Below are 13402 nucleotides of genomic sequence, written 5' to 3'. Positions count from 1 at the left end.
AACAGGGGGAACTATACATGAAACAAGTATTATTGATGACAGGGGCGCTCGCCGTCGTTTTAGCAGGTTGCAGTGAAGCGAAACAAGCGGAGACACCAGCACCGAAAAAGACGAATTTTGACCAGGTCGTCACGGATTACCGGACGTATGCGATCAACGAAATCGATACGTTCGTCCGCGAGACGGAAAAGTTCACGGATGCCGTACAAGCGGGAAAGCTTGAAGAAGCGAAAGCGTTGTACGCACCGACGCGGATGTATTACGAACGCGCAGAACCAATCGCGGAAGTATTCGGTGACCTTGATCCGAAGATCGATGCGCGAGCAGGCGACGTCAAAGCGTCGGAGTGGGGTGGCTACCACCGGATCGAGCAAGGATTATTCGAAAAGGGAACGACAAAAGGTTATGAAGCATACGCGAAACAATTGATGAAGGACGTTCATTTACTGCGGGCAAAGGTCGAGACGGTCGAGGTGACACCAGAATTACTCGTCACGGGGGCGACTGATCTATTGAACGAAGTCTCGACGTCAAAAGTGACAGGGGAAGAAGACCGTTATTCGCATACTGATTTATATGACTTCGCGGCAAACGTCGAAGGGGCTGAAAAAATCTACGAACTGTTGAACCCGGCGCTGAAAAAACAAGATGCGGCGTTATCAAAAGAAATTGCTGCTCGCTTCAAGGATGTCTACGCGTTACTCGATGCGAAGAAACAGGGTGACGGCTATGTCCTCTATACGAGTCTCTCGAAACAAGACGTCAAACAGATGAGTGTCGCCATCAATGAACTCGCGGAACCGCTCTCGAAGATGGGCATCGTACTGGAGGGATAAGCATGAAACCAATCCAAGAAGGCGTCACGCGGCGTGACGTCCTGAAGGTCGCAGGCTTGACGAGTCTCGGGGCCGCCCTGTATGCCAGTGGTCTTGAGAAGTTTCTTCCACGGACATTGACTGTTGAAGCAAGTGATCAAGAGCCGTTCTACGGGACGTATCAAGCGGGAATTCTGACACCACCACAAAATCACGTCCAAGTCGTGGCGTTTGATATCAAGACGGAGCGCCGCGATGAATTGGTCGATTTATTAAAACGCTGGACGCGGTTATGTGCCAGACTTGCTGCCGGGTTACCATACGGCGATTCCGACTCCCGTTACGTGCCACCGGAAGATACGGGGGAAGCGGACGGACTATCGGCCGGTCACTTGACGTTTACGTTCGGGTGCGGTCCAAGTCTGTTTGACGGTCGCTTCGGCATCCGTCATAAACGACCGGATGCCCTTCAACCGCTGCCGGCGTTCGACCTCGATCGTCTGGACGAAAAATGGAGTGGAGGCGACCTCGTCGTCCAAGTCTGTGGTGATGATGCCCAAGTCGTCTTCCATGCGATCCGTAACCTCGTCCGTGTCGGGCGCGGGACGGTCGCGATGCGTTGGTCCCAAGCTGGTTTCCAGCGCAGTAAAGCAGCAGATGCCTCTGGTGGGACGCCGCGCAATCTTTTCGGCTTCAAGGACGGCACGGGGAATCCTGACGTCTCGAAGAAGCAAGTCCGGAAAGAATCGCTCTTTTGTCAGTGGCAAGACGGTACACCGTGGTTGACGAACGGCTCGTTCCTTGTCGTCCGTCGCATCCAGATGCATCTCGAAGTCTGGGACCGGACGATCCTAAAAGAGCAAGAACGGACCTTCGGGCGCGAACGTGCTTCCGGAGCTCCGCTCGGCTCAAAAGACGAATTCGCTTCCGTCACACCGGCGAAACGACAAGCTCGTGGCGAAGCTGCCTTACCGGTTGACTCGCATACCGCTGTCGCGCACGGGGACGGAAAGACAGCGATCTTACGCCGTTCCTACTCGTATCAAGACGGCATCGATGAGAAGACAGGTGCCCTTGATGCGGGTCTACTCTTCTTATCGTATCAGCGTTCACCGAAACAATTCATCGAGATTCAGCGCCGTCTTGCCGCACAGGACCGATTGAATGAATACATCACGCACCGTGGAAGTGCCATCTTCGCTTGCTTCGGTGGAATCTCGAAAGGAGGCTACATCGGTGATGCGTTATTTGCGTAATCTCGTCCTTGTACTTGTATTCCTTGTAGCCGGTCAACAAACGGTGCCTGTCTATGCTGCTTCGACGGATGATCTCTATGTCGCGATCGGACAAGCCCTGTCTGCCGTCGCAAGTAAAGATCGCGCAGCACTGAATCAAGCGATTGATGAACTAGGACAAGCTGCTCAAGACTTACCTGATCAACAAGCGGCAATCACGAAAGCCGTCAAACAGGTCGATACGAAACGGGAGGCAACGTTTCCGGAAGTCCGCGAGCAACTGACGGCACTCTCTGCTGCTGTCCGGAAGCAGGAAGAAGCAACGAAACCGAAGACGGACCCGATTGCGAAAGCAAAAGTGAAGCAATTGCTTTCGTTGACGAAAGAGATGCGGCAGGTCAAGGCGAGCGATCGTCCGGCAGCGGAGCAACGGTTGTTGACCGCATGGGCGACGCACGAGAGTCTTGTTCGCAACGACAGTGTCGGTCATTATGGCAACATCGAGATGGCACTTGCGTCGATCCGGATCGCGGCGGCGCGTGATTCCGCGGATACGAAGGAATGGAAAGCCGCACTTGATCAGTTCGATACGGCTGTCCAGTCTTTCCTCGACGGAAAGCAGGTCCAGGCAAAGAAAACGGGACTGCAGTCGCTGTTGACGCCACTTGAAAAGGCGCAAACCGCACTTACGGCAAATGATCTGCCGGAAGCAAAAGAAGCGCTAGAAGCATTTCTCAAGACTTGGCCGCGAGCGGAAGGTGAGGTCCGGACACGTAATGAAGGGCTCTATTCCCAGCTTGAATCAGACGTACCACTGTTACTTGCCCGACTGACGCCGGAAACTCGCGAAAAAACGGCACAAGAACTCCAGTCGTTCGAGAATGCTATTGCACAATTACAAACGAAGACGCATTATACGTTCGTTGATGCAATGCTCGTCATGCTGCGGGAAGGTCTCGAAGCATTATTGATCGTCAGTGCGCTTGTTGCCTTCGCGCGGAAAAGTCGATCGAAACAAGAAGGGAAGGTTTGGGCAGGCGCTGGGCTTGGTCTGATCGCAAGCGGTCTGTTAGCGCTCATCCTCCAGACGGTCTTTCAGGCCTCGTTCGCGGCGACGGGTCGGGAACAAATCGAAGGCTATACAGGAATCGTCGCGGTCGTTGTCATGTTGTTCGTCGGCTACTGGTTGCACTCGAAAAGCGCCGTCGCCAAACGAAAACACTTTTTATCGACGCTTTCGACGACGTCCTTATTCTTCGTCAGCTTCTTAACGATCTTTCGGGAAGGCGCCGAGACGTTGTTGTTTTACATCGGAATGGCACCAGCGATGACGAAAACTGCCTTGTTATCCGGAATCGGACTCGCGATCGTCATCATCGGTCTGGTCTCGTATGCGGTCATCCAGATTGGTATTCGTTTACCGATCCATCGTCTGTTCCAAGTCGCGTCCTGGTTGATTTATGTGATGGCGTTCAAGATTCTTGGTACGAGTCTGCACGCGTTGCAACTGACGAACGTCTTACCGATTCGTCCGATCAATGGACTCGGAACCGCCGGCTGGATTGGTTTCTACCCAACGCTCGAGACGCTTATCCCGCAAGTCGTCCTGATGATTCTGATTGCCTTGTTTACGATCTGGCAAAAGCGGCGCACAGCAGCAATCCAGACTGCTGCTTGATCCATTTTTCAATTTCAGGTTTCAACTATTATGTTTCGGGTATAACTTCTTATCAGCAGCTTGCTGCATGAAAGAGAGGGATTTTTATGCTTGAAACACGCATCGTACGAAACATGACCGCTGTCGACGCAGAAGTGACGAGCCTCAAATCAAGTGGCTATTCGAATAAACAGATCTACATCTTTGCAAAAGACGAAGAACTCGCGGAACGCATCGCGAATGACACGCAGACGTTACCATACCGCGTGACGAAGAAGTCGTTCTTCGAGACGTTATTATCAGCCGTCCGGAGTAACCGTAATGATCGGATTGCTCAATTGTCCGAGCTTGGCATGACAAAGGATGTTGCTGAGGATCTAGAAGATGAAGTCCGACACGGTCGGATCGTCATCGTCGGTTCGAAATCCGATTTACTGAATCCAGCGTTCGCGGCGTCGTACGTGACGGATGAAGCAACCGATTATGGTGCTGGCGTACCGAAACTCGAAGACGAGGAAACGACGACGACGTTACCAGCCGATCAAAACGTCAAGTTAAAAGATGAATGATACATAAGCCTTCTGTTTCTCAGCGTAGAGACAGGAGGCTTTTGTTTAGTCTGCTCATGGAAGGGAATGGGAAAATTGAGAGGAGGAGAGACGATGCAATTCTTATATGTCGGCTATTATAATGCAGACCGAATGGATGCTTTATCGAAGGAAGAGATCGATGCTTTGATGTCGCGTTGTGATGCGTTGATGAACACCTTCAATGAACAAGTCGATGTCCTATCAGACTGGCACCCGGGTCTTACGACACAAGCATTTTACTGGCAGGATGGGGTCGTACAGAAGAAAGTAGAGCCGGATCGAACGCATGGAGAGCAGATTGGCAGTTTGATTGTCTTTGAAGCACGTGATTTGGATCATGCGATGGAACTGGCTTCCCTTCATCCGACGACTCAAGTCGCAGAAGGGGAATCTTACGGTTGGCGCGCAGAAGTCCGTCCATTATCAGGTACCTCTTGATGTATGGATTATGGACGACATTTACGACTCAAGCCGGACAACGCGACCACGTCATCGCCCTGTTACTTGAAGCTGCGGCTTCTTTAGAGACTCATCCGAGTTGTCTACACTACATCATCAGTAGTTCTGACGAACCGGATGTGCTACATGTCCGTGAAATCTGGACGGATGCCGCTGCACACCTCGCGTCTTTAGAGTTACCGGTGACGCGGCGTTTGATTACGCAAGCGCGTCCGTTGCTCGAGCGTGTTGAACGCGTGCTCGAAGACCACCCGCTCGGTGGCAAAGGACTCATGTAAACCAAAAACCCCTCCTCTAGTCGAGAAGGGGTTACATGCTGTTAGGTTGTCGTCCACTGGATATCGATGACGTCCGACGCTCGCACCATCCGGCGCATACCTGTCGATGTGACGAGTTCAATCGTTCCGCGGTCATGAAAAATCGCTTGGATCGAACCGGATACCGTATCGAGTTGTTTTAATCGGACGTGGACCGTCTGTCCGGTCCGGACTGCACGTTCCATGATGTGTTGTAAGGAGAGGCGATCACGAACAATCGTCTCTTCGCGTGATTGATACAGATGTTCAAGATGAAGGATATGCTGGCGTGAAGTCAGTTGTTTCCACTTGCGATTCGATCGTTTTTTAGATGCGAACATGGCTGACCACCTCCTGAATTGAGTCGTACGTTAGATAGTCGTGCGCTCTGCTTCAGTTATTTCCCTTCACGAACAGTGCTTAAACACGTGCTCCTGACATTTTTTCACGAAACGCCGCGATTGCCGCAATCGCTTCTTGATCGTACTCGACCTCTCCCGGTGCATTCCCTTCGGCAAGAATCGCTGTCTCAAGCGTCGCGCCGAGAAACGATGCGATATGCTCGAACTGCATGACGAGCGCTTGTCCTTTGACGCGTGGATTATCTCCTCCGACCGCAATCAAGTGGAATCGTTTCCCCGCCATCCGGCTTTTGAAGTCAAGTTCTTCGTCGCGCAGTGACTCGCTGAATCGGTCGATGAATAATTTCATCTTCGTCGACATCGAGTACCAGTAAATCGGAGTGATGAACAGGATGTCATCGTGTTCAAGCATCTCTTCGACGATCCGGCGATAGTCATCGCCAATCGGCAAAAAGCCTCCATGATGACGGCGGTCTTCAATCGGCTGAATCGAGACGTTCGCTAAATCGACAGCAACATGAGGGATTCCTTTCAATGCTTGTTCCCCGAGCCATTCACTGTTTCCTTTGCGTGAGCTACCAAAAATCGTATACATATCGTGCATCTCCTTTTGAATTCGATTGTTCTATTCTATTCCAAACTGCACTGTCAATACACCGATATGCTCACAATTGGTTTTGAATAAGGGTTTTGCGGAAAAAGACAAGAAGACGAAAAACAAATAGGGGAGGAACGGTCGAATGGAGAGAAGTACGCTCATTGCGCTAGAAAAACACTTATATGCCATCCACCTCGAGATGGATGGACTGGCGCGACTCATCACGAAACAATTGATTCATTTGAGCCAAGTGGCTGCATCCGTCGAACATTTTCGACGGATGAGCTTTGATATCTATAAACATCGGACGTCACTCGAGCAGATCCCGTCACAAGTCTTATATGAGACGGCACTCGACTACGAAGACTGGCTCGAGGAAGAGTTTGATGAGATTCCTGCTAGCTGGCAACTGGCGACGAAAGAAGAGGAGGCACTCGAGCAGCTTTGGTGGTTCGAATTCTCACGAATTCAAGCGGAGCTCGAAGAATGGCTTAGTCTCTATCTGATTCGCCGGATTCGAGAAGACGTTCGTTACATGCCACCGGTGATCGAGAAAAATGCCTATGCTTTATCAGAGGATGCCCGTCACGTCTTTTGGCGTCTCTTACAACGCTCCGTCGCGAAGCCTTCCTCAAAGATCAAGGCGAACCAACTGTCGTGCCGAATGGGCATCGCTGAGATTGCCCGCTGTGCCCGACTTAATCAAGACCGGACACGTCGTGCGATTGGTGAACTAACGCGTCGTGGTCTGATCGCAATCGAAGAGGATGATGAGAAGCTAAAAATGCGGCTCCGCCTTCAAGTCATCTGATTAAAAGCGATGAACCGTTCGATCATCCGTTCATCCCGACGCGCGGATGGACCGATCCAGATCAGGTGACCGGGACTTTTCGATTCAATGAACTGCGCGTGAGGAATACTCCGTCGTGCGTGTTCCGAATGCTCGAACGGAACAGCACGGTCTGACTTCGAATGGACGATCAAGACGGGACACGTGACGGCTTCAAGCCGTTCTCGTTCAATGTCTTGTGTGATATCAAACAAGACACCTCGCCCAGGACCATTTTGAAGACCAACCTCATATAATAACGACGCATCCGTCTCACTAATGTGGGTACGGATCGTTTCGCGTGGTAACAGACTCGTCATCTCGACCATCCGCACCGCTGCTTCTTCAGGAAACTTGCGAATCTTATCCTTCACATACGTCCAAAGCCCCCACTGGATGAACTGTAAAGGACGTTGTAAGACCGGTTGGATCAGAAGACGATGATACGGCAGCGAGATCCGGTGCGTCATCGCACACGCTAAAACGAGGGCATGGACGCCTGGATCCATTCCAGCAAGCGCGATTGCCGTCGGTCCACCGGCAGAGATGCCGTAAACGGTGTACTGTTTAATCTGGCGGGAAGCAAGCCACCCAGCGTAGAACGTCGCAAGCGCCTCTGGACTATCCGCGAGCTGAAGCGGCGTTCTTCCATATCCCGGACGTGACGGTACGATGACACGATATCCTGCCGTGATTAACTTCTCGACATGGTAGACTTCTCGGTAATCCGACTGCGTGCCATGAATCAAAAGAATGACAGGACCGCTCCCGCTATCCCGGTAATCAAAGCGCTGACCATTCCATTCTGCGATATAATGCATCCAAATTCTCCTATCTCTTAATTTTTACCATTTTATTGTTAATCTCGTGTTTATTTTCATGTATACTGTAAAGTATAACCAAACCATTGTGACTTAGGAAATGAGGATGCGTAGTGTCTAACGAAAAATTAACGAACCGTGACCGCTTACTTGCTGTACGAGAAATCTTCGAACGTCAGTCGGATGAAGACCATACGTTAACGCTTGAAGAATTGAGCATGGAACTCTCGAAACGAGGACTGATCGAGAAGCTATCCCGAAAATCGTTGAAGGATGATATTGCGGCACTTGCCAAATCAGGGTTCGACGTCGTGGCGGAAGAGACGAAGAATGGACTTGCCATTCCGTATCATCTCGTCAGTCGTCCTTTTGAGCATCATCAGCTCCGATTGCTGGTCGATGCCATCGCCAGTGCGAAGTTCATCTCGGAAAGTGAGACGACGTCGCTCGTTCAGACGATTCAGTCGTTGACGAGTGATAAGATGGCGGAGTCACTCCAACCGGTGCTACATACTGTCAAAAAACCAAAAGGAATGACGTCGCGCTCGATTGATACGATCCAGAAAGCCATCAGCGATGATTTCGTCATCAGTTTCCAGTACCAAGGAAAGTTCAATGAACGGACGCGGAAGTTCGAGTTACGGAAGGATGGCGAGCATTATCTCGTTTCTCCGGCTCACCTGTTGATGGATAACGGAAATTACTATTTGATTGGTCGCGATGAGCGGATCAAAGAGATCCGGACGTACCGGGTCGACCGAATCGTCGATTGTAAAGCGTTCGAACCGATGGAAGAACCGGTTCATGTCGAGCCGAGTTACTTAAGTAACATGTTCAACATGTACGGGGGAGAGAACGAGCAATTGACGCTTAAATTCCAGGAGAGTCTGATGCCAACCGTCGTCGACCGGTTCGGGACAGATATCCGCTGCCGTCGCCTCGATGACCTCTGGTTCGAGTTCAAGGTCGATGCGCTCTTTTCCGACGGGTTCATGATGTGGCTGATTCAATTCGGCAACCAGGCGGAAATCATCGCGCCTGTCGAACGTCGGGAGACATTCAAGAACAAGGTGGCAGGTCTTGCGACGATGTACCAAGTCGAAACACCTGCTCTTTAAGGGCTGAAGCAAGGTTCACTTGACCGTGGATCTTGCTTTTTTAAATTGTCGAGAAAAAAACTTTTTGTCGTTTTTTGTCGGATATTCATATTTGAATATTTTAAGCGAATAGTTCCAGTTACTATTAAGGGTATCTGATACTTATGTAGGAGGAACGACATGCAACAGATGGAAAAAAGCCAATCAAACGGGATGCGGAAACTAGCTGCTTTCCTCTTCTTCGTTTGTCTATCCTATACATCGTGGTACTTATTCTCACTTTTTGTCTTTCATCTCGTGTTTCCAGAAGATGTCGTGACATCCTTAGATATCGTCGTGTTCGGATTCAGTCCGGTCGTCGCTCTTGTCGTCACCATCGGCTCGCTACGCTTGATCGAACGACGCATGAAACCTAAATTCACACCCCTTTTATTCATCGGATATACGCTCTCGACAAGTATCTTGATTTATTACGCGATCGTGAACGAACTTCTGCCCCGACTGTGACTTGCAACTCCCCAGCAATTGGCATATGCTACGCTTATAGCTTGCTAGGTAAGGGGGGATACGATGAACGCACAGTATATCCTCGACTGGATGCCGCTCGTGATTCCTGTCGGTGCCATCGTCTTTATTGTCGTCATTGCAAAAAAAGCTTCGAAAATCGATGCTGAAAAGTAAGGAGACTCCAATCAGGGAGTCTTTTTTTATTGGCTTCTGTTGGTACTTTATTCACGCGATTTCCCTATTGTGCAAAAACATAACGTCACCCATTTCTATGGTATAAAGGAACTAGGCGAAAGACCTAATATTAGGAAATCATGGAGGGACAGATGAGACAAAGAACCGTCATGACTTTACTTGCACTCAGTCTACTGCTTACCGTATGTATGATGAAAAAACCAACGTTGACGCCAAAAGCCAGTACCATCGATCTCACCATCGCCGTCGTCGGAACGGCTCCAGTTCTTACGCAATCACCGGACTTCCACTCGATTGATCTGCAGGAGATCAAAGGGGATTTACGACGATACGATGCTGTCATGATTATGCCCGACTATTTAAACGCGGCAGCCGGACGTGACTATGCTACCGTCTACCGGAAGGCGCAGATTCCCTTTTTCTTCATCGGCTCTCAAAAATCCATCGAACCGTTTCTTGACCCGAGTCTATCCTATGAGGAAAGCATCTCGGTGCCGAATTCGACGTTTGCGGCTGGTATGCTCTATGACGATACACAAGAGACGACCTGGTTGTTTGGTGAGGGAATCGAACGACCGAATCGTTCAGAGCAACTGAAGATCTATCAATCAATCTTTCAAACGATTGAACAGAGTCACTTAGCAAAGTAACGCTTGAATGAAACAGACCGAAGTGCTCGGAAGTACATCTACATCCAAACACTTCGATCTGTTTTTTCGTCAATCGAGTTGTTTCGTCGGGGCTAAGACGATTTCCCGGATGTTGACATGTTGCGGCTGCTCGAAGGCGAATAAGACAGTGTCCGCGACGACTTGCGGATCGAGTCCACCGTCAATCGACTGTTTCCATTCGTTGTAGCCGTCCTTAATCGCGTCACTTGTCGTATGACCGAGCAGTTCTGTCTCGACGACACCTGGTGCAATCGTCATGACGCGGACACCATGGGACGCGACTTCACCTCGGACGTTCTCACTCATCGCGTGGACGGCGAATTTCGTGCCGACGTACGCGGCGTGGTCTGCGAACGTCTTTTTACCGGCAATCGAGCTGATGTTGATGATCGTGCCGGTCTTCCGTTTCACCATCGAGGGAAGGACAGCTTGCATCCCGTGTAAGACACCGAGCGCGTTGACATCAAACATCTCTTCCCATTCTTCCGCATCTTGTGTCTCGATTTGACCGAGTAACATCCGACCCGCATTATTGATGATGGCTTCGACCGGTCCGAACGCTTCCGTCGCGTCTGCTAAAGCAGCATCGAGGGCAACTCGGTCGGTGGCTGCGACTTGGCGAATCAAGACATCGTCTGAAGCAAGGCTCGCCAGACGATCAATTCGTCGTCCGAGCAATAAGACGCGGTACCCTTTCTGAATGAACGTTCGTGCAATCGCATGCCCGATTCCTGACGTCGCACCGGTGATGGCAATGAATCCTGTTTTCATGATATCGTCTCCTTATTTGATATGATAAATTGAAGATAACAGAGGGAAACCAATCCGAGAAGTACGCACTTTTAGGTCAGTCGGTTACCTTTTGGTAAGGGAGGGAACGGTATGCCATATCTAAATGAGTTCGATGCGACGATGCGTCAGATTCAAGGCAAGTGGAAAGTGATGATCTTGTACGAGCTGCATGAGGAAGGTGCGGTACGTTTTAATACACTGGAGCGTTATATCCAGGACGTCTCACCGAAGACGCTGACACAGCAACTGAAGCAACTCGAACAAGATGGCTTGATTACGCGGACCGTCTACCCAGAAATCCCACCCCGCGTTGAGTATGCGTTGAGCGAGAAAGGTACGTCCTTGATTCCCTTACTCGATGCGATCTGCGACTGGGGTCTTGCGACGACACCACGCAACCAATTGATGCGCACATTATGCGACGAGGAAGCCCCCGCTCCATGAGCAGGGGCTTTTCGTTAGCGTTCGATTTGTTCGCGTACTTGACGGCGGAACGTCTGGATATCGTAGGCCGGTTCACTTGGACTGAACTCAATCCCGTCAATCAGACGAGCGTTTTGCACCGTATCCGGGAACTCGATCCGTGTCAGCCATTCAAGCGTCGTCTCTTCATGGCGTCTTGGGAAAGCTTGCTCGAGCTGAGAAGCAATCTTCAGAAGCGGATGATGACTATGCCGCTTTGGCGCATGCGCCCGTACTTGTTTGGAGTGCTTGACGGTTTGTTCTCTTTCGATTGCTATGACTTTTCGCTTCCGGATGACATAAAGCGTAACCGCAACTAAGATCACCGTCAGAAGCGTCGTTGCGATCCAAATCCAATCCGGTGTTCCTGCCTGGACGGCAGCTTGCTCCACGTCTTGAACACCTTTGATATTCTCTAGCCCCATTGCCCGGTTCGTCATCGTGTCCGCTTCCCGACCAAGTGGTTCCGTCCAAAGGAATAATGAACCGAATGCTTCAAATAGCGGACGAATCGCACTCGTGACGGATCCGACGAGCGCTTCTTTCGTGAGCCGGAAGACGACAGCGATGATCAGCCCCGCGCTGAGGACTAACGCGATCGTCGGGAAGATACGCCGCCATTCTGTCATGTACGTGACGACGAATGGATACGCAATGACGAAGACCAAAATTAAAAATGCGCCAATCGGTGGTGTCACTCCTGGGAACAATACCATCACGACGCCGATGACCATCGCACTCGTAGCGTATCGCCACGTCGAATCGACCGTATCAAGAAACGCGGTCCAGGCAACGAAGACGAGCGCTAAGACGCTAGCTATGGGAGAGAGGAAATATAAGGATCCCGCTACGAGTAGCTGTAATCCGATGCGCAGCGAACGATGCGGCACGAAGGCAAGTGCCGGAAGAGCAAGCGCGAGATAGAACGGAACCGGTAACAGACTCGCAAGGAATATCCACCAGAGAATCATGCGCTCACTCCTTTCTGCCGGTGACCGAGATGGATCTCCGCCGTCGTCGACGGTACACTACGTTGCAGTCGCTTCGTGAAGTACCGGCGCTCGAGCGGTAGATCGTATTCGGAAATCCGGGCAAGGCATTCCATCGTCCGTAGGAATTGATGTTTTCCCATACCAGACGGAACATGGTACCACTGACCGGATCGGTTGACCATCGAAATCCAGAGGCTGTAGGAAGCCCCTTGTTTCTCGAGTTCACGGATGATCGTCGCGGCACGCGATAATAGTTTCTCGAAGTCCGAGCGGAGAGCGAGTCCGTCTGCGGACAAGCCATCGACGATGACGGCATAATCATGGTTACGTTTCCGGTCATATTGATACGAGTACAGTTCATTCGTCTTCGCATAAGCGGACCAGTAGATCGACTTCGCATCTCCGGAGTAGGGGACGACGGAGTGGAAACTCGAGCGATCGGTGAACGGACTCGAGCGATCAATCGTCTCACCGGGAATCATCCGTTCATTCCACTCGACCGACGCTGGTGCAAAGTCAGGGAAGACGTGCCCCAGCTCTTGGATATCAAGCGTCACATAAATTGTGATCAAATGAAACGGATCCGAGATCATGACGTCAAACGACTGAATGCGAATCGTTCCCCGGTGAGCGGCAATGACATCGATTGAAAACGGCACAATTGTCTGTTTGCTGACATATAAGTGTTGACGCCAAAATTGACTACTCGCATCAGGAAGCTTGATCTGATCCCCGAGCAAGCCAGAGATCGTGATGCGACCGAGTGGTAATTTCGTTGGGTTCGACAATTCGAACGGTATCTGGATCGTTTCCTCTCGAAAAGCGCGAACCGTCTCAAGGAGGCGGACGCGAATTCGCTTCGCAACGTATTCGAGATAATACGGCATCACCCAGCCATATAATGTATAGGCGAGTAATAAAGCCGCAATCCAGACAGGACCATAGAGTCCCACGATGACGCCGCTTGCACCTGTCATCGTAAGAATGATGAGGTTAAAGCCTTTTGGTATGATCAATTGCATGA

The 13402-nt window shown here is 50.8% G+C and carries 17 protein-coding genes; 11 read left to right on the top strand and 6 right to left on the bottom strand.

The genetic code is table 11. The annotated features are described in order from the left end of the window. Positions 1-17: 17 nt before the first annotated feature. The 6 genes from efeO (at position 18) to KNQ18_RS06660 (ending at position 5034) form a co-directional block, all read left to right on the top strand. Positions 18-836, top strand: a complete 819-nt coding sequence (efeO, locus tag KNQ18_RS06685; RefSeq protein ID WP_149427363.1) for an iron uptake system protein EfeO — start codon at positions 18-20, stop codon at positions 834-836. A gap of 2 nt (positions 837-838) precedes the next feature. Beyond that, positions 839-2071: an iron uptake transporter deferrochelatase/peroxidase subunit gene (gene efeB, locus KNQ18_RS06680; protein ID WP_251133308.1), complete on the top strand. Its 1233-nt coding sequence runs from the start codon at positions 839-841 to the stop codon at positions 2069-2071. Continuing rightward, entirely contained in the window at positions 2055-3728 is a 1674-nt protein-coding gene (locus KNQ18_RS06675) for an FTR1 family protein (protein ID WP_215084819.1), read from the top strand. The genes efeB and KNQ18_RS06675 overlap by 17 nt, the downstream gene beginning before the upstream one ends. An 86-nt stretch (positions 3729-3814) precedes the next feature. Beyond that, positions 3815-4276: a YflT domain-containing protein gene (locus tag KNQ18_RS06670; RefSeq protein WP_023468312.1), complete on the top strand. Its 462-nt coding sequence runs from the start codon at positions 3815-3817 to the stop codon at positions 4274-4276. Positions 4277-4369: 93 nt separating this feature from the next. Continuing rightward, a complete protein-coding gene (locus KNQ18_RS06665) occupies positions 4370-4735 on the top strand; it encodes a YciI family protein (RefSeq protein ID WP_215084223.1) in 366 nt (121 codons plus the stop codon). Continuing rightward, on the top strand, positions 4735-5034 hold the full coding sequence (locus tag KNQ18_RS06660) for a putative quinol monooxygenase (protein ID WP_029341704.1): 300 nt from the start codon (positions 4735-4737) through the stop codon (positions 5032-5034). The genes KNQ18_RS06665 and KNQ18_RS06660 overlap by 1 nt, the downstream gene beginning before the upstream one ends. A gap of 41 nt (positions 5035-5075) precedes the next feature. On the opposite strand, the gene KNQ18_RS06655 is transcribed toward KNQ18_RS06660, so the two are convergent. Beyond that, positions 5076-5393 (bottom strand): hypothetical protein, encoded by a 318-nt coding sequence (locus KNQ18_RS06655; RefSeq protein ID WP_029341705.1) that lies wholly within the window; start codon positions 5391-5393, stop codon positions 5076-5078. 79 nt (positions 5394-5472) lie between these two features. Next, complete coding sequence (locus tag KNQ18_RS06650) at positions 5473-6009, bottom strand: flavodoxin family protein (RefSeq protein ID WP_215084222.1); 537 nt, start codon at positions 6007-6009, stop codon at positions 5473-5475. A 145-nt stretch (positions 6010-6154) separates the two neighbouring features. On the opposite strand from KNQ18_RS06650, the gene KNQ18_RS06645 reads away from it, so the two are divergent. Continuing rightward, on the top strand, positions 6155-6823 hold the full coding sequence (locus tag KNQ18_RS06645) for a hypothetical protein (RefSeq protein ID WP_029341707.1): 669 nt from the start codon (positions 6155-6157) through the stop codon (positions 6821-6823). Here the strand turns inward: KNQ18_RS06645 and KNQ18_RS06640 are convergent. Beyond that, complete coding sequence (locus tag KNQ18_RS06640) at positions 6811-7662, bottom strand: alpha/beta fold hydrolase (RefSeq protein ID WP_215084220.1); 852 nt, start codon at positions 7660-7662, stop codon at positions 6811-6813. The two genes, KNQ18_RS06645 and KNQ18_RS06640, sit on opposite strands and share 13 nt — an antisense overlap. A gap of 113 nt (positions 7663-7775) precedes the next feature. Here KNQ18_RS06640 and KNQ18_RS17470 point away from each other — a divergent pair, with 113 nt between their 5' ends. The 3 genes from KNQ18_RS17470 (at position 7776) to KNQ18_RS06625 (ending at position 10111) form a co-directional block, all read left to right on the top strand. Continuing rightward, complete coding sequence (locus KNQ18_RS17470) at positions 7776-8780, top strand: helix-turn-helix transcriptional regulator (RefSeq protein ID WP_215084217.1); 1005 nt, start codon at positions 7776-7778, stop codon at positions 8778-8780. 159 nt (positions 8781-8939) lie between these two features. Next, positions 8940-9266, top strand: coding sequence for a hypothetical protein (locus tag KNQ18_RS06630; protein WP_050677942.1), 327 nt, complete (start codon positions 8940-8942; stop codon positions 9264-9266). Positions 9267-9592: 326 nt separating this feature from the next. Further along, entirely contained in the window at positions 9593-10111 is a 519-nt protein-coding gene (locus KNQ18_RS06625; RefSeq protein ID WP_215084215.1) for a hypothetical protein, read from the top strand. 69 nt (positions 10112-10180) lie between these two features. On the opposite strand, the gene KNQ18_RS06620 is transcribed toward KNQ18_RS06625, so the two are convergent. Beyond that, positions 10181-10903 (bottom strand): SDR family oxidoreductase, encoded by a 723-nt coding sequence (locus KNQ18_RS06620; RefSeq protein ID WP_064299880.1) that lies wholly within the window; start codon positions 10901-10903, stop codon positions 10181-10183. A gap of 111 nt (positions 10904-11014) precedes the next feature. On the opposite strand from KNQ18_RS06620, the gene KNQ18_RS06615 reads away from it, so the two are divergent. Then, positions 11015-11368, top strand: a complete 354-nt coding sequence (locus tag KNQ18_RS06615; RefSeq protein WP_215084213.1) for a winged helix-turn-helix transcriptional regulator — start codon at positions 11015-11017, stop codon at positions 11366-11368. A gap of 14 nt (positions 11369-11382) precedes the next feature. On the opposite strand, the gene KNQ18_RS06610 is transcribed toward KNQ18_RS06615, so the two are convergent. Then, the gene (locus tag KNQ18_RS06610) at positions 11383-12357 is read right to left on the bottom strand and encodes a hypothetical protein (protein WP_215084211.1); all 975 of its coding nucleotides are present in this window, start codon (positions 12355-12357) and stop codon (positions 11383-11385) included. Further along, complete coding sequence (locus KNQ18_RS06605) at positions 12354-13400, bottom strand: DUF58 domain-containing protein (protein WP_050677947.1); 1047 nt, start codon at positions 13398-13400, stop codon at positions 12354-12356. Before KNQ18_RS06605 ends, KNQ18_RS06610 begins: the two co-directional genes overlap by 4 nt. Between the last annotated feature and the right edge of the window lie 2 nt (positions 13401-13402).

The sequence above is a fragment of the Exiguobacterium sp. s78 genome, assembly GCF_018618985.1.
Lineage (GTDB): Bacteria > Bacillota > Bacilli > Exiguobacteriales > Exiguobacteriaceae > Exiguobacterium_A > Exiguobacterium_A abrahamii.
The sequence above is the reverse complement of the archived record's forward strand: the minus strand, read 5'-3'. Positions and strand labels throughout refer to the sequence as shown.

Coding starts and splice junctions, on each gene's coding strand:
- efeO (WP_149427363.1), top strand. CDS start 18: ATGAAACAAGTATTATTGATGACAGGGGCGCTCGCCGTCGTTTTAGCA.
- efeB (WP_251133308.1), top strand. CDS start 839: ATGAAACCAATCCAAGAAGGCGTCACGCGGCGTGACGTCCTGAAGGTC.
- KNQ18_RS06675 (WP_215084819.1), top strand. CDS start 2,055: ATGCGTTATTTGCGTAATCTCGTCCTTGTACTTGTATTCCTTGTAGCC.
- KNQ18_RS06670 (WP_023468312.1), top strand. CDS start 3,815: ATGCTTGAAACACGCATCGTACGAAACATGACCGCTGTCGACGCAGAA.
- KNQ18_RS06665 (WP_215084223.1), top strand. CDS start 4,370: ATGCAATTCTTATATGTCGGCTATTATAATGCAGACCGAATGGATGCT.
- KNQ18_RS06660 (WP_029341704.1), top strand. CDS start 4,735: ATGTATGGATTATGGACGACATTTACGACTCAAGCCGGACAACGCGAC.
- KNQ18_RS06655 (WP_029341705.1), bottom strand. CDS start 5,393: ATGTTCGCATCTAAAAAACGATCGAATCGCAAGTGGAAACAACTGACT.
- KNQ18_RS06650 (WP_215084222.1), bottom strand. CDS start 6,009: ATGTATACGATTTTTGGTAGCTCACGCAAAGGAAACAGTGAATGGCTC.
- KNQ18_RS06645 (WP_029341707.1), top strand. CDS start 6,155: ATGGAGAGAAGTACGCTCATTGCGCTAGAAAAACACTTATATGCCATC.
- KNQ18_RS06640 (WP_215084220.1), bottom strand. CDS start 7,662: ATGCATTATATCGCAGAATGGAATGGTCAGCGCTTTGATTACCGGGAT.
- KNQ18_RS06630 (WP_050677942.1), top strand. CDS start 8,940: ATGCAACAGATGGAAAAAAGCCAATCAAACGGGATGCGGAAACTAGCT.
- KNQ18_RS06625 (WP_215084215.1), top strand. CDS start 9,593: ATGAGACAAAGAACCGTCATGACTTTACTTGCACTCAGTCTACTGCTT.
- KNQ18_RS06620 (WP_064299880.1), bottom strand. CDS start 10,903: ATGAAAACAGGATTCATTGCCATCACCGGTGCGACGTCAGGAATCGGG.
- KNQ18_RS06615 (WP_215084213.1), top strand. CDS start 11,015: ATGCCATATCTAAATGAGTTCGATGCGACGATGCGTCAGATTCAAGGC.
- KNQ18_RS06610 (WP_215084211.1), bottom strand. CDS start 12,357: ATGATTCTCTGGTGGATATTCCTTGCGAGTCTGTTACCGGTTCCGTTC.
- KNQ18_RS06605 (WP_050677947.1), bottom strand. CDS start 13,400: ATGCAATTGATCATACCAAAAGGCTTTAACCTCATCATTCTTACGATG.